This window comes from Rhodocyclus gracilis, from assembly GCF_009617575.1.
GTDB classification, from domain to species: Bacteria; Pseudomonadota; Gammaproteobacteria; order Burkholderiales; family Rhodocyclaceae; genus Rhodocyclus; species Rhodocyclus gracilis.
In genome coordinates this window covers 227721-246818 of the sequence record NZ_WIXJ01000002.1, presented here as the reverse complement: position 1 = coordinate 246818, position 19098 = coordinate 227721, and the positions used below count along the sequence as shown (strand labels likewise).

General features: G+C 66.2%; 17 protein-coding genes. 3 read left to right on the top strand and 14 right to left on the bottom strand.

The window, feature by feature from the left end; all coding sequences use genetic code 11:
• Window positions 1-13 precede the first annotated feature (13 nt).
• The 11 genes from GHK24_RS13490 to GHK24_RS04255 all read right to left on the bottom strand — a co-directional run bounded on the left by GHK24_RS13490 (window position 14) and on the right by GHK24_RS04255 (window position 11980).
• Window positions 14-802 carry a type II secretion system protein gene (locus GHK24_RS13490; RefSeq protein ID WP_194286371.1) on the bottom strand — a complete coding sequence of 263 codons (789 nt, stop codon included), beginning with the start codon at window positions 800-802 and terminating at the stop codon, window positions 14-16.
• Window positions 789-1184 carry a type II secretion system protein gene (locus tag GHK24_RS04300; protein ID WP_153469545.1) on the bottom strand — a complete coding sequence of 132 codons (396 nt, stop codon included), beginning with the start codon at window positions 1182-1184 and terminating at the stop codon, window positions 789-791. The genes GHK24_RS13490 and GHK24_RS04300 overlap by 14 nt, the downstream gene beginning before the upstream one ends.
• The gene (locus GHK24_RS04295; protein WP_340666098.1) at window positions 1178-1660 is read right to left on the bottom strand and encodes a type II secretion system protein; all 483 of its coding nucleotides are present in this window, start codon (window positions 1658-1660) and stop codon (window positions 1178-1180) included. The genes GHK24_RS04300 and GHK24_RS04295 overlap by 7 nt, the downstream gene beginning before the upstream one ends.
• Window positions 1657-3810, bottom strand: a complete 2154-nt coding sequence (locus GHK24_RS04290) for a secretin and TonB N-terminal domain-containing protein (protein ID WP_340666097.1) — start codon at window positions 3808-3810, stop codon at window positions 1657-1659. Before GHK24_RS04290 ends, GHK24_RS04295 begins: the two co-directional genes overlap by 4 nt.
• Window positions 3807-4811, bottom strand: a complete 1005-nt coding sequence (locus tag GHK24_RS04285) for a GspMb/PilO family protein (protein ID WP_194286370.1) — start codon at window positions 4809-4811, stop codon at window positions 3807-3809. The genes GHK24_RS04290 and GHK24_RS04285 overlap by 4 nt, the downstream gene beginning before the upstream one ends.
• Window positions 4808-5344, bottom strand: a complete 537-nt coding sequence (locus GHK24_RS04280; protein ID WP_153469540.1) for a PilN domain-containing protein — start codon at window positions 5342-5344, stop codon at window positions 4808-4810. Before GHK24_RS04280 ends, GHK24_RS04285 begins: the two co-directional genes overlap by 4 nt.
• Entirely contained in the window at window positions 5341-6396 is a 1056-nt protein-coding gene (locus GHK24_RS04275; protein ID WP_153469535.1) for a hypothetical protein, read from the bottom strand. Before GHK24_RS04275 ends, GHK24_RS04280 begins: the two co-directional genes overlap by 4 nt.
• Window positions 6397-6407: 11 nt before the next feature.
• Complete coding sequence (locus GHK24_RS04270; protein WP_340666096.1) at window positions 6408-8087, bottom strand: GspE/PulE family protein; 1680 nt, start codon at window positions 8085-8087, stop codon at window positions 6408-6410.
• Entirely contained in the window at window positions 8084-9268 is a 1185-nt protein-coding gene (locus tag GHK24_RS04265; protein ID WP_153469532.1) for a type II secretion system F family protein, read from the bottom strand. The genes GHK24_RS04270 and GHK24_RS04265 overlap by 4 nt, the downstream gene beginning before the upstream one ends.
• Before the next feature lie 3 nt (window positions 9269-9271).
• A complete protein-coding gene (gene gspG, locus GHK24_RS04260) occupies window positions 9272-9697 on the bottom strand; it encodes a type II secretion system major pseudopilin GspG (RefSeq protein ID WP_153469529.1) in 426 nt (141 codons plus the stop codon).
• Between the two features lie 318 nt (window positions 9698-10015).
• Entirely contained in the window at window positions 10016-11980 is a 1965-nt protein-coding gene (locus tag GHK24_RS04255; protein WP_153469526.1) for an EAL domain-containing protein, read from the bottom strand.
• A gap of 312 nt (window positions 11981-12292) precedes the next feature.
• On the opposite strand from GHK24_RS04255, the gene GHK24_RS04250 reads away from it, so the two are divergent.
• From GHK24_RS04250 to GHK24_RS04240, 3 genes are all read left to right on the top strand, one after another.
• Window positions 12293-14170 (top strand): putative bifunctional diguanylate cyclase/phosphodiesterase, encoded by a 1878-nt coding sequence (locus GHK24_RS04250; RefSeq protein WP_153469523.1) that lies wholly within the window; start codon window positions 12293-12295, stop codon window positions 14168-14170.
• 397 nt (window positions 14171-14567) lie between these two features.
• Window positions 14568-15047 carry an acyl-CoA thioesterase gene (locus GHK24_RS04245; RefSeq protein ID WP_228384552.1) on the top strand — a complete coding sequence of 160 codons (480 nt, stop codon included), beginning with the start codon at window positions 14568-14570 and terminating at the stop codon, window positions 15045-15047.
• Entirely contained in the window at window positions 15028-15324 is a 297-nt protein-coding gene (locus GHK24_RS04240) for a TIGR02450 family Trp-rich protein (RefSeq protein ID WP_209022574.1), read from the top strand. The genes GHK24_RS04245 and GHK24_RS04240 overlap by 20 nt, the downstream gene beginning before the upstream one ends.
• A 32-nt stretch (window positions 15325-15356) precedes the next feature.
• On the opposite strand, the gene GHK24_RS04235 is transcribed toward GHK24_RS04240, so the two are convergent.
• The 3 genes from GHK24_RS04235 to GHK24_RS04225 form a co-directional block, all read right to left on the bottom strand.
• Window positions 15357-16511 (bottom strand): GGDEF domain-containing protein, encoded by a 1155-nt coding sequence (locus GHK24_RS04235; protein WP_167681177.1) that lies wholly within the window; start codon window positions 16509-16511, stop codon window positions 15357-15359.
• 207 nt (window positions 16512-16718) lie between these two features.
• Window positions 16719-17786: an alpha/beta hydrolase gene (locus GHK24_RS04230; protein ID WP_228384533.1), complete on the bottom strand. Its 1068-nt coding sequence runs from the start codon at window positions 17784-17786 to the stop codon at window positions 16719-16721.
• A gap of 124 nt (window positions 17787-17910) precedes the next feature.
• Complete coding sequence (locus GHK24_RS04225) at window positions 17911-19086, bottom strand: multidrug effflux MFS transporter (protein WP_340666095.1); 1176 nt, start codon at window positions 19084-19086, stop codon at window positions 17911-17913.
• Between the last annotated feature and the right edge of the window lie 12 nt (window positions 19087-19098).

The window sequence follows — 19098 nt, the reverse complement described above, 5'->3', positions numbered from 1 at the left end:
TAGTAACGGGATGTTACGGAGCGGCGAAAACGGGCTGTGCCTGTACGGCCTCGTTCGGACTATTGACATTGGCATCGTCTGCCGAATTGCTGGCCCGTGGAGTTGCCTGCGCATTCGCCGGCTGATTTGCCCACTCAGTTGCCGACTCCGTTGCCAACCCTCCCGCCAGCTCACCTACCCGCCCAGCGGGCTGCGCGGGGAGCGGCATGGCGCCGCTGCCCGTGACGTAAAACTTCCAGTCGCGGTAGCTTTTGGCGCCGGCGAATTCACGGTCGCGCGTGGCGAAGCCGTCCTGCTTGAGGGGCGTGCGCTCGACCGGGCTGTAGAGGCCGGTGATGCGTCCCTCCTGCCGCATGAGAACCCAGTCGTGCCGGCCAGTGAGCGGGTCGGGATAGAGCTGACGAAGGTGCCGGCGCGTGTCGGGAAAGCGTGGGTCGTGCAGCAGCTCGGCGAGAGTCGCCGGGTAGGGCGAACTGGCGGCTGGGCTGGCTTCGGCGTAGCGGCGCAGCGCCTCGCGATACTGGTTGCCGACAAAGAGCAGCTCGCGCTCGCGTTCGCGCTGCGTCAGCGTGCTCCAGTTTTCAGCGACGCCGGCGCTGATGATGCCAAGCCCGGCGACGGCGAAGAGCAGCAGCAGGTAGGTGTAGCCCTTTTGTCTGCTTTTGCGCGTGAGTTTGCGCGTGAGAGGGAGCGCGGTCGTCGGTGAGAGGGGGCGCGCGATCGCGGGGGCGCTTGCGGGGCTGATGGGCGCCTGCGGGGGTATCCACCCCGGGCAGCGTCCGCTGAGCTTACCAGTCGGCATACGGCGTACCGCGCGTGCTGGTGCCCTCGGCGCCGCTCTTGATATCCCAGACCCGACCGGCGCCGTTGGCGGGCGGCGGCGGGATGAGGAGCCAGGTCTCGGCGCTGTCGGTGATCGGGTCGACCGGCACGGCGCGCAGATAGCGCCGGCTGGCGAGGTCGGCGAGCGTCTCCGGGTAGGCGCCGGTATCGCCGTGGAATTTGTCGATGGCGTCGCGGACGACGGCCAGCGTCTGTTGCAGGCTGGCTTCGCGCGCCCGCTCCAGATGCCGGAAATAGCTCGGTGCGGCAATGGTGAGCAGGACGGCGATGATGGCCATGACCACCATCAGTTCGATCAGGGTGAAGCCCCGCCGGCGGCAGGGTAGTGGCCGGCTCACCATTGGCGGTAGGGAATGCCGTTAAGGCCGACGCCTTCGGCGAGGGAGTAGACGTCGAACACATCGTCGCCGGTGGCGGGCGAATCGGGCGGGCTGGCGTAGCTGCGCTGGCCCCAGGTTGCGCTGGCGGAGAGCGAGGGATCGGTGTTGAAGGGGTCGCGCGGCAGGCGGCGCAGGAAGTAGATCTTGGCGAGATCAGGCCGGCGAATGTCGGCGACGCCGTCGACCAGGTCGTCCAGGCGGGGCGGGTAACCGGAGGCGTCGGCGCGCAGGCGGATACGCCCCTCCTCACCCGCGCGCTTGTAGGCGTCGATGCCTTCGCGAATCTGCCGCAGGGCGCTACGCAGTTCGGCTTCCTTGCTGCGCTGGATCGTCGTTTCGGCGAGCGGCAGCGCCATCGTCGCCAGCAGGCCGACGATGGCGACCGTCACCGCCAGTTCTATCAGGGTGAAACCACGCGCGCGTCGGCGAGCGGTCACGGGCGCAGCTCCGAGGTGTTTTCGACGCCCGGCGGCGCGACGCTGAAAACGGCGGCTTCGCCGCCCGCCGGTGCTGAGGGCGATGCTGGCGTTGTTTCTGGCGCTGCGGCGGGTGGGGCGCTGCCCGTTTGCGCGTTGCTGTCGTTGCGACCATCGCTGGCATTGGTGGGGGGCGGGGCGGCCTCGGGCGTTTCGCTCGGCGTGGGGGCGTCGGGCAGCATGGGCGTTGCGGGCCGTTCACCGCCGGTAGCGACCGGCGCGGCGCCGCTGCGGGCGGGCATGCTCAGACTGCGCGGCGCGGTCGGGCTCAGGCGCAGGGCCGGTGCGCCCACGCTGATTTCGGTGCCGGCTGCCCGCGCCGGTTCGCTCACTTGCGGCGGCGTCAGGCTGCGCACGATGCGCGGCGTGATGAGCAGGACGATTTCGGTCTTGCTGCTGCTGTCCTTGTTGCTGGCGAAGAGGCGGCCGAAGATCGGAATGTCGCCAAGCCCCGGCAGCTTGTTGGCGCTGTTGCGTTCTTCATTGCTGATGAGGCCGGCGAGGATCTGCGTTTCGCCGTTTTTCAGGCGCAGCGTGGTCGTCGCGCTACGCGTGCCGATCTGATAGGCGGTGGAGTTGCTGGGGCCGACGATCTCTTTGACGACACTGCTGACTTCGAGGCCGACCTTCATCTCCACTTCATCCTGCATATGCACGATGGGCTCGACGTCGAGCTTGAGGCCAACGTCGAGGTAGGAGACCGAGGCGGCGACGCCGACATTGGCCGTAGCGGTGGTGGTGAAGACCGGCAGTTTGTCGCCGATGTGGATTTTCGCCTTGTCGCGGTTCTTGACGCGGATGCGCGGATTGGCGAGCAGGTTGTTGTCGCCACCGTTCGATTTGAGGTTGAGCAGCAGTCCGGGGTTGGCGGTGAAGGTGGTCAGGCCGCTACGGCTGCGCAGGTCGATGTAGCCGGGCGCCAGCGCGCCGCCAAATGTGGTTTGTTGGCTGATGGTGACGCCGTTGGTATCGGTGACCTTGTTGGAGACATCGGGCGTAATACGTCCGTAACCAATCTGGTCGGGGAAGCTGATGCCCAGTTCGTAGAGCTGGTTGCGGCTGATTTCGAGCACTTCGAGGTCGAGCATGACTTCCGGTTCGGCGAGATCGAGCGAGGCGATCAGGTGTTCCGCGAGTTTGACGACTTCGGCGGTGTCCTTGACGACGAGCAGGCCGAGTTTTTCGTCGATGAAGATGTCTTTCACCTTCAGCACGTTCTTCAGCATCATCTGCGCCTGCTTGGCTTCGGCGTTGGCGAGAAAGAAGCTGCGCACGACCATCTCCTGATGTTCCTTGGCTTTGGCGGCCGTCTTCGGATAGATGAGCAGCGAGTTGTCGTTCAGCGGCTTGCTGTCGAGTTGCTGCGTGGCAAGGATCAGGCGGACGATTTCGTCGACGTTGCTGTTGCGGATGAAGATCGTCACCTTGGTGTCGGAGCGGACGTCCTTGTCGAAGACGAAGTTGAGCCCGGAGGAGCGCGCCAGTACCTCGAAAACGGTCTTGATCTGGACGTCGCGGAATTCCATCGAGATCGGTTTGGGCGGCGGCCCCTTGGGCGTTAGTGCGCGTGCCTCGGCTTGCGCTTTCTCCTCCTGTATCGCCTGCATGAGCGCGCGCGCGGCGGCGTGGCCCGGCACTTCGGCGAGGACGGTGCGGGCGTTGCGTTCGGCCAGCGTCGCGTTGTTTTTGGCCAGCGCGGCTTCGCCTTCTTTGACGAGCGCGGCACGGCGCGTGTCGGCGTCAATCTGGGCGAGGCCCGCTGCCGCACGGGGGTTGGCCGGGTCGATGCGCTGCACGCGGCGGTAGATCGCTTCGGCTTCGCTGTTGCGGTCGGTGGCGCGCGCGCTGTCGGCGGCGGCGAGCAGGCGCGAGGCCGCCAGTTCGCGTTGCCGGTGGTAGATGGCGCGCAGCTCGGTGTCGTCGGGCGATTGGCGCGTGGCGTCGGCCAGCCGTTCGATGGCCGCGTCGGTGTCGCCGGCGGCGAGCAACTTGCGGCTGGCTTCGATGGCCGGATTACCGGCGCAACCGGCGAGTACGCCAAACGCCAGCACGGCGAGGGCCGCGAGCGCGGCGCCTTGCCAGCGTCGTCCCGGCGGGAGCAGCGTGATCACTCGTCACCTCCAAAAATCAGGGTTTGTTTCTCTTGCAGCGGGCGGTAGAGCAGGACGACCGAGGACGCGGTGAGGCGCACGACTTCGTAGTTGCCAAGGTGGTCGCCTTCCTTGACGAGCGAGGTGGTGTTGCCCTGGCTGAGGAAAATCCGCAGGCCGCTCTCGTCTTGCAGACGACCGGCGTACTTGAAGGGCAGCGGCGGCGCGACCGGTTTGGCGGGGGGAGGCGGCGGGGGCGGGGGCGGCTGCCAGGAGCGGGCGGCGAAGAGGTGTGGCGCTTCGTCGCCTTGCTCTTCGGCGCGCAGCGGGTCGTGGCGGGCGGGCAGCGCCGGACGCTCGGCCTCGCCGCTGGCGTCGGCATTGGCTGATTCCTTGAGGGCGTCGGCGCGCAGGAAGACGGTGAACTGCACGCGCCCGTCGAGCGGCGCGTTTTCGGCGCTGTCGCGGCGCAGGCTGAGTTCGTCGATGGCCAGCGCGGGCGATGATTCGATAAGCTCGGCGAGCCAGTGGCGCAAGGGTTGCCAGGTGGTTTTGACCGGCAGCGCGATTTCGTAGCGGATAAGTTCGCCTTCCTTGCGCACGCGATATTCGGCGGTGGCGGTGAGCAGCCCGTCGCGCGCCGCCGCCTGGTGGATGGCGGCGATCACGCCTTCGAGGGCGGCGCGGGTCGGCAAGGCGGCCAGCAGGGTGTCGGCATCGCTGCCAGCGTCACGCGTAGCGCCCTGCGGCGCCTGACGAGCCTTGGCGATGGCGGCGCGCGTCTCGTCGACCTGCGCGCGCGTCGTTTCCAGCAGCAGGGTGTACATCGCCAACGCCGTTGCCAGCAGGGCAAGGCCGGCAAGCGCCGGCCAGCCGGCTCGGCGCAGCAGGTAGCGCAGGTGCGCGACGATCATCGCGCGGCCTGGCGCTGGCCGCGCGGGCGCAGCGGCAAGCGTACGGGCGCCGATGTTTTGAGCGGCGCTATCGCGTGCCGCAGGCTCCTGCATCGTCGTGGCACTCATGGCGGCGTTTCCCGCCATTGCGCCTGCATCGTGAAGTCGATGACCGTCGTCGCGCCGATGCTCCGCGGTTCATGGTTTTGCAGATAGACCTCGGCAAGCTGCGGGCTGGCGCGCAGACGCTCGACGAGGGCGAGCATGTCGTCGACTGTTTTGGCTTCGCCTGTCAGGCGCAGGGCGCGCGTGCGGGCATCGATCTCGACGCCGATAAGGGCGGCCGGCAGTTCGGCGCTGCTTTCCAGTTCGCCGAGCAAGGCCGGCCACGGCGCGGCGAGGCGCGGCAGTACCTTGGCGACCGCGGCAGTCGTCGGCGGCATGCCTTTGCCTGTGGCGGCATTCGGGCGTGGCGCGTCGGCCGCGTGCAGGCGTGAGAGACGGCGCAGATGCGCGGTGGCGTCCGCCAGTTCTGCTTCGCTGTCGTCGATGTCGAGACTGACGACGGCGACACACACTGCGCCCGCCAGCAGCAGGGCGAAGCCGATGAGGCTCGGTGCGCGCGTCCGCTGCGCTGCAAAATCGATGGCCAGCGCGCTCACACGACCTCGCCTGCGCTGCGTTGACGTGGCGTGGGCGATGCTGCCGAAAGTCCCGTAACTCCAGCAACTCCCGCGAGCCAGGGCAGCGCGCTGCCAAGCAGACGGCAGCGCTCCGCCGGGAAGGCCGCCATGCAGCGGGCGGCGGCATTTCCGCAAACGAAGAGGCGGGGCGCCGCCTGCGTCGTCCCCCGTTGCGCCGCCCCCGGCGTAGTCCCTTGCGTGGATTCGCTGCCGAAATCGGCGGCGAATCCAGCGGCCAGCGCCGTGCGCACGAAGAGGCCCGCCAAAGCAGCGCCGGGATCGTCGTCGGCGGCGAGGCTGGCCCGCTGGATGGCGTGCCAGCGCCGGTCGTGGAGTAGTCCGAGCTGCAGTACGTCGCCTTCGGCGACGGCGAACCCGACGAGGCCGCGCGGCAGGGCGGCGCGCCAGTGATCGGCGGCGGCGCCGAAGAGCGGATGCACGCATTCGAGGGCGTAGCCACGCGCACGGGCGAGTGCATGCAGTGCCTCGATCAGCGCGCTGTCGATGGCGCAGACCGGTGTGCCTTCGCCGGGGGGGCGCTCGGCGCAGACGATGCTCCACCCACGTGCGGCTTCGCCATAAATCTCGCGCAAGCGATGACGGGCGAAGGCCTCGCTTTCGGCGGGCGTGCTGATTTCTGCCTGCCAGGGGAGAACCAGCCAGCGCGCGAAGTGCTCGGCGACGACGATCTCCAGGCGCGGCGCCTGCCAGTGCTTCAGCCAGCGCGCCGGTGCACTGGGCAGCGATGCGAGGCGCGTCAGGGCGGCGCTCGCTTCGTTGCCGGCTGACTCGTCCGGCGTGTGTTGCAGGGCGGCGTCTGGCGCTGGGCTTGCCGCACTGGCCGTTTCACCGTCGGCGGCGAGTGCGGTGGCGAGCGTTGCCACCGCGGCGGCCCAATCCGGCCGGCCCGTACCGGTGGGCGCGGCAACGCGGAGCGTTTGGCAGTCGCCCTGACGCCACCGCACGATACGGTCGGCCGCCAGCAGGACGCGAATGCGTTCGCGAAAGCCGGCGGCGGGGGCAAGAGGCAAGGAGATCATGCTCAGGCGACGACCCGGTCGAGTTCGGCGAGGCTGGTGTCACCGGCGCGCACGAGGTCGAGGCCGGCCTCGCGCAATAGGCGCGTGCCGCTGCGTTGCGCCGCTTCCTTGATCTGCCGTACGGGCTCGCGCGCGGCGATCATTTCGCGCAGGCGGTCGTCGAGCACCAGCACTTCGGCAATCGCCCGCCGGCCTTTGAAACCGGTTCCCCGGCACTGTGCGCAGCCGCGCCCACGGCGGAAGCGGAAGCCGGCGCGCGCCTCGGCGTCGGCCAGCCCGGTTTGCGCCAGAAGTTGCGGCGACGGTGTTTCGTCTTCGGCGCAGGCCGGGCAGTTGACGCGCAGCAGACGTTGCGCGACGACGCCGTTCAATGCGGCGACGAGGCTGTACGGGTCGACGCCCATGTGCGTGAAGCGGCCGAGCACATCGAAGGCGTTGTTGGCGTGCACGGTGGTGAAGACGAGGTGGCCGGTGAGCGCCGCCTGCACGGCGATGGTCGCCGTTTCGCCGTCGCGGATCTCGCCGACCATGATCTTGTCCGGGTCGTGGCGCAGGATCGAGCGCAGACCGCGCGCGAAGGTCAGCCCCTTCTTCTCGTTAACCGGAATTTGCAGGATGCCGGGGAGCTGGTACTCGACCGGGTCTTCGATGGTGACGATCTTGTCGTGACCGTGATTGATCTCGCCGAGCGCCGCGTAGAGCGTCGTCGTCTTGCCGCTGCCGGTCGGGCCGGTGACGAGCAGCATGCCGTACGGCTCGTTGGAGAGGCGGCGCAGGCAGTCGAGCGTGCTGCCCTGATAGCCGAGCGTTTCCAGACGCAGGCCAGTAACGCTGTCGGTGATGCGCTGGCGGTCGAGGATGCGCAGTACGGCGTCTTCGCCGTGGATGCTCGGCATGATCGAGACGCGCACGTCGATGCGCCGGCCGCCGCCGAGGACGCGGAAGCGTCCGTCCTGCGGCACGCGGCGCTCGGCGATGTCGAGTTCGGCGAGCACCTTGATGCGCGAAATGACCTGCTCGGCGGTGTCGCGTCCCTGCACGCCGCCAACGCTGACCAGCACGCCGTCGATGCGGTATTTGATGAAGATGCCGGCCGGTGCGGTTTCGAGGTGAATGTCGCTGGCGCCGGCTTTCAGCGCGTCGTAGAGCGTCGAGTTGACGAGACGGACGATCGGGCTGGCGTCCTCACCGATGCTTTTCAGCGAGATTTCCTCGCCCTCGGCGTCGTCCTCGGCGCTGCCGGCATCGGAGACGATATCGTCCATCGCGCGCAGCGATTCTTCGTAGGCGGCGAGATAGGCGGTGACATCGCCGCGTGCCGCCAGATGCAACGTGAGCACCTGTCCGGCGCGGTGTTGCGCCCAGTCGCCGACGGCGAAATCGAAGGGGTCGGCGATGGCCAGCAGGAGCCGGTCGTCGGCGGTGCGCAGCGGCACGCAGCCGCGTTGCAGTGCTTCGTTGAACGGAATGACGGCAAAGGCCGCCGTATGCGCCTGCATTTCCGGCAGGCTCAGCCAGGGCAGACGCACGGTCGCGGCGAGGCGGCGGCAGAAGTCGGCGGGGGCGAGAGCGCTCTGCGTTTCCAATGCGTCGAGCAGGGGCGTGCCCGTCTGCGCGCGGGCGCGGGCGATCTCGGCGGCGCTGAAGGGCACGGCGGGCAGCGCCAGGTCGGGGGCGTTCACTGCACACTCTCCGCCAGCTGAAAGATCGGCAGGTACATGAAAACTACGATGACGCCGATCACCAGCCCCATGATCAGCATCAGCGCCGGGCCGAAGAGACGCGTCGCCCAGTCGGCCCAGCGCGCCATTTCCTCGTCGTGAAAGGCGGCGGCGCGCTCCATCATCTCGCCCATGTTGCCGGCGCGTTCGCCGACCCGCAGCATGCGCAGGGCGACGGGCGTCGTCAGCCCTTCGCGCTCGAAGGCCGCCGAGAGCGCCGTGCCTTCGCTGACGCGGTGGCGCGAGCGTTCGAGCGCTTGCGCCAGCCTGGCGCTGAGCAGACCGGCGACCATCTTCATCGATTGCGGCGCCGGAATGCCGCCGCGCAGCAGCATGGACAGCGTGCGATACAGTCGCGCCAGCTGGAAGACGCGCAGCCGCTCGCCGAGCGCCGGAATCTTCCAGGCCAAGCGCTCGCCCTGACGCAGCAGGAAGGCGCGCCCCGGTGCGCTGACGATGAGTGCGACGACGCTGAGTCCGCCGGCCAGCAGCAGCGGCCAGGCCTGTTCGACGAAACCGCCCCATTCGAGCAAAAGGCGCGACACCAGCGGCAGCTTGCCGCCCATGTCCTCGTAGATATGGGCAAAGCGCGGCACGACGTAGCCCATCAGGAAGAGAATGACGAGGCCGCCGACGAGCAGCAGCAGGCAGGGATAGAGCGCGGCGCTGGCCAGCTTGCCGCGCAGCGCTTCCAGTTGCGTGGCGTAGGCGGCGTAGCGCGTCAGGGCCTCTTCGAGGCTGCTGGTGCGCTCGCTGGCGCGCACCGTGGCGATGAAGAGCGGCGGAAAGCGGGTGTTCGACGCTTCCAGCGCCGCCGACAGCGTCTTGCCTTCACGCAGGGCGCCGTGGATGCCGTCGAGCACGCCGCGCACCGCTGGCCGGGCCTCCTTCTCGCGTAACGCTTCGACGGCTTCGAGCACCGAGATGCCCGAGCGCAGCAGGGCCAGCAGCTCCTGTGTGAAAAGGAGCAAGGGAAAGGCGCTCTTGCGTGTCGGTCGCAGTGACAGCGCGCCGCCGCTGACCGAGAGCACGGTGCATCCCATCGCCTCGGCGCGGCGGCTGGCTTCGGCGGGGGTGCTGGCATCGAGCGTCAGGCGGGTGAGGCCGCGACCGGGCTGCACCGCCTTGATCCGGTATTCCATACGTCACCAGTTGGTGATGTCCTCGGCCTCGCCGGTGCCGCCCGGCTGGCCGTCCTTGCCATAGGAAAGCAGATCGAATTCGCCGTGTTCTCCCGGCGATTTGTAGACGTAGGCGTTGCCCCAGGGGTCGAGCGGCACCGCTTTTTTCAGGTACGGCCCCGCCCAGCGCGTCAGTCCCGAGGGGCGCTCCATGAGTGCGGCCAGTCCCTGCTCGCTGCTTGGGTAGCGTCCGACATCGAGGCGGTACTGGTCGAGCGATTTTTCCAGCGAGTCGAGCTGGGCGCGCGCTACCTTGGTTTCCGATTTGCCGATCTGGGCAAAGAAGCGCGGTGCCACGAAGCCGGCGAGCAGGCCGATGATGACCATCACGACCAGCAGTTCGAGCAGGGTGAAGCCGCGGTGCGGGAAGCGTTGCGAACGCGTTGTCATGGGCTGGGAGAGAAACGCCAAGTGGAGTGTTAGGGGAAGCGCGTCGTTGCGTCGTTGCGTTGGCAAGCCGGCGCACCGTCGTCCTGCGCCGCCTGTCGTCGCCGTGGCGGCCAGCGCGCGAACGCGTTACCGCGAGGCTTGAACGAGCACTTTTCGCCGGGCTCGACCGCTTTTCCGGCGAGCGCCGACGAGAGCTGCGAGTCTAGGCAGGCTGTGTGACATGGGAGTGAAGCGACGGCGGCAAATATTCCGAAGGAATGAGCCGTTCGGACTAGGCAGGCCTATGGCGTGAGCATGTCGCGCAGGGCGGCGGGCGAGTCAGAAGACTTCGTCGCTGGTTTGCCGGATGGCGCTCGCCGGCAATGCGGCGTCGGCTGTGGCGCTCGGGCTGACGGGGCTGCCCGTGGATATTGCGGCGTGTGTGGCGCCTGTGCCGGCAGGTGCCTCGGCGGGGCGGCTGGCGCCGCTGCCGGTTTCTTCGCCGTGCGTGTAGGTGCGCAGGTTGGTGTAGAGACTGTTGCCGACGATGGCCTTGGCTTTTTTCTTCACCTCGGCGGCGACGCGGGCGATGCTCAGATGGTTGGCGAACATGCCCGGTGCGGCATCGACGATGCCGATGGAGAGCGAGGTGATGGCGTGGAATTCGGGCTGGCCCTTGCGGTTTTCGGTGACGTAGCCGCCCAGTTCGATGTCGTCTTCGCTGAAAAACTCGCGGATCTCGCCGGCGAAGGCGTCGAGCGCCTGCTGGCAGCGCGCCTGCCAGTCACGGCTGCGAAAGACGATGATGAAGTCGTCGCCGCCGATGTGGCCGAGAAAGTCGTATTCGGGGTCGCAGACGCGGGCGAGAACGCTGGCCGTCAGGCGGATGACGGCGTCGCCCCGGGCGAAGCCGTAGACGTCGTTGAATGGCTTGAAGTTGTCGAGGTCGCCGTAGGCGATGGCGCACCACTCGCCCGCTGCCAGCAGGCTGTCGATGTGCTGGTTGATCGGCACGTTGCCGGGCAGTTCGGTGAGCGGGTTGGCGTAGCGCGCCGCCTGCATCTGCATGGCCGTCACTTCGCGCATGAGGTCCTGCACGGAGCCGATGCCCAGGTAGCGGCCATGTTCGGTGACGATGAAGCCGCTGATCAGGTGGCGCGGGTGGGCGCCGACGATCACTTCGGAAAGCTCGGGCAGCGACAGGCGAACGTCGACGATGACCGGCTCGGCGTCCATGTAACGGGTGCAGGGCTTGCGCCCGTACAGTTCCTGCCGGTAGGGGCGCACCATGTTCTCGACCATGTCGAAGCGCGAAATCAGGCCGATGGGGTGATCGTCGCGGACGACGGCGATGGCGCTGACGCCGGCATCGTTCTCGAAGCGGGCGAAGACCGAATCGGCGGTGTCGCTCGGCGCGGCGGGCGGCACTGGCACCAGCAGGCGATGCAGGACATGGCGCGTGCCATCGGCGGCATCGGCGCCGCCGGGGCGCTGTTCGAGCATCAGCTTGCTGGCGGCGGCGGAGACGATGGTCGATGGCGTGAGATTGCTGCGGCCGATGAAGTCGCCGGCCCCGTGCGTGACGCCCATTTCCATCACGGCGCGGCAGACGGCAAGACTGCTGATGCCGCTCATGGCGACGAGGCGGCCCTTCCCGCGCTCGGCGGCGATCAGTCCGGCCACCCGCGAGCGATGCAGCGCCGACGGCTCGATGCCGCTGAGCAGCATTTCGTCTACGAGGATGAGGTCGGGAGCGAGCTGCGTCCACAGCCCGCTATCGCCACACTCGCAGCCGAGATTGAGCGAGACGAGGCCGATGCCGGCGGCGCGGACGGCGCCCAGCGATTCGGCGAGCGTTTGCTGCCGCGGTGTGCGCGGATCATGGCCGGGATGCAGGATGGCGACGCGCTCCGGCGGCAGACCATGCCGCGCCAGCGCGCCGCAGAGCAGCGCCGAGAGCGGCAGGTCGAGGCAGTGATTCTCCCACTCCAGCAAGGAGAAGATCAGCGTGCCATGCGCGCCGGCATCGACGTACTGGCGCACCGTGCCGTCGAAGAAAACGCTCGCCAGCTTTTCGATGCGGCCGACGTGGCGGGCGATGGTGACGAGCTTGCGCGGCGTGTAGAGCCGGCCCTCCGGCGAACCGCAGACGCTCGCGATGTGCCCCCAGACCTCGCCGCGTGCGAATTCGGCAATCGGCCGAAAGCGCACCGGCGCGCTGCCCTCTGCCAGCAGGCGATCAAGATCGCTGCGGCAATGCAGGCACTCGCTGGACAGTGCGGCGGAAAGAGGGGGCGTGGGCATCGGGCTGGCAATGAAGCGGCGCCCCGTGCAGACAGGCGTGCCGCTGGGTCAATCGGGAGAATGGGGGCGCCGCGAAGGGCGCCTTTGCGGCGCTGCGGCGGGGTACAACGTGAGGGCATTTTGCGACACTCGCAGCGGCAAAATATGAAGCTTTCTTGTCAAGTGTCATAGTCGCCGCCACCCAGAGCGCCGGGTCTGTCATCAATTGTTCACGTTCCTTGCGCATCATCGCGTGTCCGAAACCCCCGGTGGCGCGCACGCTGTGCTGGCAGTCGCCCTTTGCATGAGGTATGTCCGTCAGGACCGATCACCATGACTCCCCGTCTTACCGAGAGCGCTGCCCATTCCGACCGTGTCGTCGATGCCGGGCAGCGGCAGTTTGTCTTCATCAACGACGGGCGCTTGCAGGAGATGCCGACGGTTCGGAATCTGTTGCGCTTTCTCGTGCCGGTGCGCAGCCATGCCCCGAGCCACGAGACGCTGGAGCGCTTTCTTGCCGACGAGGAGCTTTACGCCCTGCCGGTCGTCGATGCCAATGACCGGCCGCTGGCGCTGGTCGACCGCCGCAAGTTCATCGAGTTTTTCAGCAAGCCCTACAGCCGCGAGATCTTTGGCCGGCGCAGCATCGTCGATCTCTTGCAGCACGCCGAATACCAGGCGACGGCGCCGGTGATCGTCGAGGATTCGTGCAGCGTCGAGGATGTGGCGCAGATCATCATCACCGCCGGCATGCAGCACATGGTGACGGGCTTCATCGTCAGCAGCGCCGGACGTTATCTCGGCGTGGCCAACGGCCATGACCTGCTGAACGTGATTACGCAGCGCAAGCAGTCGGAACTCTATTACCTGGCGCATTACGACCACCTGACCGGCATCCCCAATCGCGTGCTGCTGGCGGACAGGCTCGATCAGGCGTGCCGCGATTCGCAGCGCAAAGGCACGCTGGCGGCGCTGCTTTTTGTCGACGTCGACCGCTTCAAGCAGATCAACGACTCGCTCGGCCACAGCGTCGGCGATGCGGTGCTGCGCGTGGTCGTCGAGCGCCTGAAGAAATCCGCCCGGCGCAACGACACGCTGGCGCGTCTGGGCGGTGACGAATTCGTCATCCTCATGGAAGACCTTGAGGACGCCGCCGACGTCGACCGGGTGGCGCAGCGCCTGCTCGATTCGATGCGCGAGCGTATCGAGCTTTTCGGGCACTCGCTGGTGGTGACGGTGAGCGTTGGCGCGGCCTTGTATCCGGTCGACGACACGGCCCTGAGCCCCTTGCTCGCCAAGGCCGACGCGGCGATGTACGAGGCCAAGAGCGCTGGTCGCAACCGCTTTTGCCGCTACTCGAAGGCGACGGCGATGTACAACCCGGCGCGCATGTCGCTCGAAAACGACTTGCGCCGCGCCATCGAGAGCAACGAACTCGTGCTGTTTTTTCAGCCACAGGTCGAACTCGCTTCGCACGAACTGCGCGGCGTCGAAGCACTGGTGCGCTGGCAACATCCCGAACGAGGCCTCGTCTCGCCGGTGCACTTCATCCCGGTGGCCGAAGAAAGCGGCCTCATCGTGCCGCTCGGTAACTGGGTGCTGCGCGAGTCCCTGCGCCAGCTGCGCGAGTGGAATCAGCAGGGACTGCCGCCCTTGCGCATGTCGATCAACATCTCGGCCCTGCAGTTCCGGCAGGGCGATCTGCCGCGCTATCTCGCCGAGCAGCTGACCGCCTTTGCCGTCGACCCGCAGCAGGTCGAGCTGGAGCTGACCGAGAGCGTGCTGATGAACGACGTCGAAGGCGTGCTGCGGACCTTGCAAGAGATCAAATCGCTCGGCGTCAGTCTGGCGATTGACGACTTCGGCACGGGTTATTCAAGCCTGAGCTACCTACGGCGCTTTCCTATCGACCGCCTGAAAATTGACCAGTCTTTCGTGCGCGACATCGAGCAGACGCCGGCCAACGAGTCGATTGCCCGCGCCATCGTCGCACTCGCCGACAGTCTGTCGCTGGGCATCGTCGCCGAGGGCATCGAGAAGCGCTCGGAGAAGGCCATTCTTCAGCACATGCGCTGCGCCGAAGGGCAGGGCTACCTGTTCGCCAAGCCGCTACCGGCGGACGACATCGTCGCGTGGATCGGCCATCACCTGCAAAGTCAGGGACGGCCGGCGTTTCCGGCGGCAGCGCCGGTGCCTGCCCTGAGCTGCTGACGCGCGGCGCGGCCTGCGCCTGCGCCGGGAAAATGCCTACGGCTACGGCTACGGCTACGGCTGCGCGAGCGCCCTTGGCCTGTGCCTCGTGCCGTCGGCGTGCCCTCATCGCAGTGCTCGTGGGCGCGCCGGTAGGCGCATGGGGCGGCCGGTGTGTCGTCATCGTCTTGCATAAAGGGGGCGCACACCTTGCTCCTGCGTGCTTTGCGCGCGCCTTCGCGAAGTTCGCCGTGTTCGTTCATTTCGCCGCAGGCGCCTCGCCCCGTACAATCGGGCGGCGACGTTTTGCGGAGGGATGGCCTTCGCCGTCGCGTTCCTCACTTCACGCCACTTTTGCCAGGAAAACGCTTTGACTACGACGCCGTTCTCGCCGGACCCCGCGCTGCACGCCAAGCAAATGTCGATGACCTTGCTGATGACGCCCGACATGGCGAATTTCTCGGGCAATGTGCACGGCGGCATCATTCTCAAGTTGCTCGATCAGGTGGCCTACGCCTGCGCTTCGCGCTACGCCGGAAAATACGTCGTGACCTTGTCGGTCGATCAGGTGATGTTCCGGCAGCCGATTCACGTTGGCGAGATGGTGACCTTTCTCGCCTCGGTGAATTACACCGGCCGTACCTCGATGGAGATCGGCATCAAGGTGATCGCCGAGAATATCCGCAGTCAGGAGTTGCGCCACGCCAACAGCTGCTTTTTCACGATGGTGGCGGTCGACGACGACGGCGTGCCATGCGCGGTGCCGCCGCTGAATCCGACGACTGCCGACGAAAAACGCCGCTTCGCCTCGGCAAAGATTCGCCGCGATCTGCGTCAGGAGTTCGAACAACGCCGGCAAGCCGTGAAGGCGCATTACCTTGCGCAACAATCCGCCTGATCCGGCGCGTCCAACGCCGGCGGCGTCGGACGCCTCTGCCGCGCCGCGTGCGTCGCTGCGGCGGCTGAACCCGGCGAAGCTGCTGCTCAGCAAATGGACCGCCGTGGCGCCGCAACACAAAGAGAAGCACTTCATCGTCACTCGCCTCATCGCCGATCCCGACGATGAGGCGGTGATCGTCGAGGTCGAGCTGGAGGCCGTTCATTCGCGGCGCAGCTGGGTGCTGCCCTGGCGTGAGCTGACGAACGCTGAGGTGTGGAAGCAGGGCTGGTGTTGAAGCGCTTGCGCCAACACGCGCGGCGCCCGGCGCTAGCGCTCGACGAGGCGCGCGCGTCCTTCGCTCTTGGCGAGGTAGAGGGCCTCGTCGGCGCGTAGTTGCAGTTTTTCCAGATCGCGGTCGTCCGCGCTGCGGTGCGTGAGGCCGGCGCTATAGCTGAACGAGAACCCCAGTCGGGCGACAGCGGCCTCTTCGAGCGTGGTGCGGATGCGTGCCTCGAAGGCTTTGGCGGCTTCGGCGTCGGTCAGCGGTAGCAGCACGCAGAACTCCTCGCCGCCCATGCGCGCAAGGACGTCGCCCGTCCGCGCCTGCTGGCGCAGCACTTCGCCAAAGAGACGCAAGGCGGCATCGCCGGCTTCGTGCCCGCGCTCGTCGTTGATGCGCTTGAAGAAGTCCAGATCAAGCGCGAGCAGTGCCAGCGGCAGCTGGTGGCGCAGGCTGCTCGAAAACGCGGGCGTTGCCTGCTCGCTCCAGCCGCGCCGGTTCAATAGCCCGGTCAGCGGGTCGATCACCGTCAGGTCGCGCAGCTGCAACTCGGCCTCTTCGCGCCACGCCACCAGCACGGAGACGCTGCCCAGCACCATCGTGATGTTGGCGATGACGAGGGAGATCAGGTTGATCGGATGCGGCGCGGCAAAATTCGGGTAGAGCGGCTCGAAGAAGAAGCCCAGGACGCCGCGGGCGAGGGTGAAGACCGACATCGATCCGAGGCAAAGGCAAAGCACGTAGCGCCAGGGACCGACGAGCCGCGTTTTCGGTCGCAGCGTCGCATTCGCCAGAATGGCGACCTGTATGGCGATCAGCAGGTTCGCCCAGCCCACCCGCCAGGCGTAGGTGTCAAAAAACAGGAAGTAGCCGATCGGCATGACAATCGCCAGAACGATCAGCGGGCGCCGGAACGGGCGTTCGCCGAGCCAGTTGGTCAGCGCCTGATAGAGCAGCCAGTTGCAGCTGCTGTAGCAGATCATCGAGACCGTCGACAGGCTGATGTTCAGCCACCAGTTCGTCGGCCACAGCTCGGAGAGGATGACGGCGATCCACGCGCCGGAGTGCACGATCAGCGAACGGCGCGCTGCCTGCGCTGCGCTGCTGAGCTTCTGCCCCATGATGAATGGCAGCAGGATCGCCAGCGCCAGGAGATTGACGACGTTGAGCGTCAGCAGCGTTTGCGGGTCGAGAGCGGTCATCAGGTGGGTAGCGGCGGCAGGCGGGAGGTGGGGCGGTGGTTCTATGGCGGAGGCGCTGCACGAAAAACAAGCCCCGGCGATTTGCACCGCCGGGGCCATTTTGCCAGAACACGTTATGGCTTGTTGCTCACGATGCCTTCAACTGTCGCATGTCTACGGCGTAACGGTACGTGGCAAGTCCGGGTGATTCACCCACAGCCCACTGTCTCACAGGGTTCTCGCATAGAACGCCGACAGCCTGGCAAGGGCCGCATCGACATACTGCGGAACCCAGTAGGTTTCGATGTGCGTCGCCCCGTCGATCCTGAATAACTCCTTGTCCTTCGTGCCGGTGGCTTTGGCAAACGCATCCTCGCTCATGTACAGGCTATCGGCCTGGCTGCCTGCGATCATCAGCAATGGCTGCTGAATCAGTTCGAGGTGGTCGGTAGCGTCGAAGCGCATCAGGTCCAGCAGACTGCTCGTGGTGTACTTGAACGTCGAGTTGGGGTGTGCATGCGTCTTCCAGTAGTACGCGTATCCCTGCCGATACAGGTCGAACGGCAATTTGGCGATCTGCTCATCCGTCAGATTGGCGTCGCCGGAATAAAGCACTTCCCCTCCAGCCGTTTCCTGAGCGCGGGCGTCGACAGCCTGCTGCAAGCGCTGCTGGATGCTGCCAAGTTGGGAATCGACGTAGCCATTGCGACGAACCCGTCCGGAGTTGAACATGCTGACGGTGCCGATCGACTTGAACCGCTTGTCGGTTGCCGCGGCGGCCAAGGCGTAGCCGCCGCCGCCGCAGATGCCGAGGAGCCCCAGGCGTTTCGCATCGACTCCGGGATACTGAGTAATGAAATCGGCCATGCCATGGATATCCTCGATACGGTTCGCAGGCTTGTCCACGCTGCGCGGCAGCCCGCCGCTTGCCCCTTGGTACGCCGCATCCGCGGTGATCGTGATGTAGCCTTGTTCAGCCAAGCGCTGCGCGTACAGGCCTGCCACCTGCTCCTTGACGCCACCGTTCGGATGCGCGACGACGATCACCGGATATTTCCTGTTTGGGTCGTAGTTGGCCGGGGTATATACATTCGCGGCGATATCCAGTCCATTGAGCTTGTACTTGACCGGATTGATATTTACGGCGCCCTTCACGTTCTCGGTGATTGCTCCGTCATACGCCAAAGTGAACGGATTCTTCGTATAGTCTGCGGCCATGATAGTCCCCGAAAAAAGTCCAATAGCGGCTGCCACGCAGGCCATGCCATTGATTTTTATGCTCGTCTGAAAAAACATCTTCACTTCCCGTAGAGTGATGGCGCGGAAGGCCAAAAGATACCCGTGGCATTGCCTCAGGATTATTTAAGTCGTAAGCGTCGAAGTGCGCTGACCGCTCTCCATAAATCCCATTGAGTTTGAATCAATCAGTATTGGCTTGCGGCTTACGCTGTGGTTTTAGTCCGCAGGAAAACACCAGGCTCCCCATGCCGAATAAAGCAATGCTTACCCCCATGGGGAATGGCGTGCCATTGGCGAAATAACCGACCGCTGCCGAACCAAGGATTCCCGTGCCGTACTGAGTGGCTCCGATCAATGCAGAAACCGCACCGGCTTGTTCTGGGTATCCGTCCATTGCTCCGACAATGGCGTTGGCGACGATAAACCCCGTCGCTGACGCAAAGAAAAACAGGGGGATAACCAGCCCCCATAGCCCACCCCAGTCCTGCCAGGTATTGAGGGCGGTAATCATTCCCGCGCAGGTGGCGAGGCCCGCCCCGAATCGGATCATTCGATCAATACCAAAGCAGCGAACCAGACGGGCGTTAATCTGGTTGGCAAGCATGATTCCGACAATGCCAAGCCCGAAGAGAAGGCCGTAGTGTTGCGGAGATACGTGGTGGTGTGAGATGTAGGCGACAGGTGTGCCCGCTACATAGGCGAACATTCCCCCATAGAAACTCCCTCCGACGCCGGCATAGGCCAGAAGCCGTGGTTGCCGGAGCAGTCGTCCGTAACCGAGGAAAGCCGACGTAATCGACTGCGGATTACGTCGCTCGGGCGGCAAGGTTTCGGGCAGGATAGTTAGCGCCCATAGGGTAGCCATGCCGACACCGACCAGCGTCCAGAAGATGGCGTGCCATGTCGCCACATGGAGAATCAGGCCGCCCACACTCGGCCCGATCAGTGGGGCAATGGCCATCACGGTCATCAGTACCGACAGCATCCGGGCGGCCTGCGGGCCAACGTAAAGGTCGCGCACCATGGCACGCGCCAAAACGACGTTGGCACAGGCCCCGATGGCCTGCACCATGCGCCATCCAATCATCGTCGGCACGTTGTTCGACAGGGCACAGCCGGCCGAGCCGATGATGAACAGCAGCAGGCCCAGGGTGATTGGCAGGCGCCGACCGTAGCGGTCACCAATCGGCCCCCAGAAAAGCTGGCCGATACTGAAGCCGACCAGATAGCCGGAGATCGTCAGTTCGACCGAGCCAGTCTCGGCATGCAGCGACTCGCCCATGGCCGGCAGGGCAGGGAGGTAAAGATCGGTCGAAATTGACGCGAAAGACATCAGGGCGCTCAGGATGGCGAGCACCCTGAACCCTCT

Coding starts and splice junctions, on each gene's coding strand:
- GHK24_RS04300 (WP_153469545.1), bottom strand. CDS start 1,184: ATGGTGAGCCGGCCACTACCCTGCCGCCGGCGGGGCTTCACCCTGATC.
- GHK24_RS04255 (WP_153469526.1), bottom strand. CDS start 11,980: ATGCCCACGCCCCCTCTTTCCGCCGCACTGTCCAGCGAGTGCCTGCAT.
- GHK24_RS04235 (WP_167681177.1), bottom strand. CDS start 16,511: ATGACCGCTCTCGACCCGCAAACGCTGCTGACGCTCAACGTCGTCAAT.
- GHK24_RS04265 (WP_153469532.1), bottom strand. CDS start 9,268: ATGGAATACCGGATCAAGGCGGTGCAGCCCGGTCGCGGCCTCACCCGC.
- GHK24_RS04250 (WP_153469523.1), top strand. CDS start 12,293: ATGACTCCCCGTCTTACCGAGAGCGCTGCCCATTCCGACCGTGTCGTC.
- GHK24_RS04245 (WP_228384552.1), top strand. CDS start 14,568: ATGTCGATGACCTTGCTGATGACGCCCGACATGGCGAATTTCTCGGGC.
- GHK24_RS13490 (WP_194286371.1), bottom strand. CDS start 802: ATGCCGACTGGTAAGCTCAGCGGACGCTGCCCGGGGTGGATACCCCCG.
- gspG (WP_153469529.1), bottom strand. CDS start 9,697: ATGACAACGCGTTCGCAACGCTTCCCGCACCGCGGCTTCACCCTGCTC.
- GHK24_RS04230 (WP_228384533.1), bottom strand. CDS start 17,786: ATGTTTTTTCAGACGAGCATAAAAATCAATGGCATGGCCTGCGTGGCA.
- GHK24_RS04285 (WP_194286370.1), bottom strand. CDS start 4,811: ATGAGTGCCACGACGATGCAGGAGCCTGCGGCACGCGATAGCGCCGCT.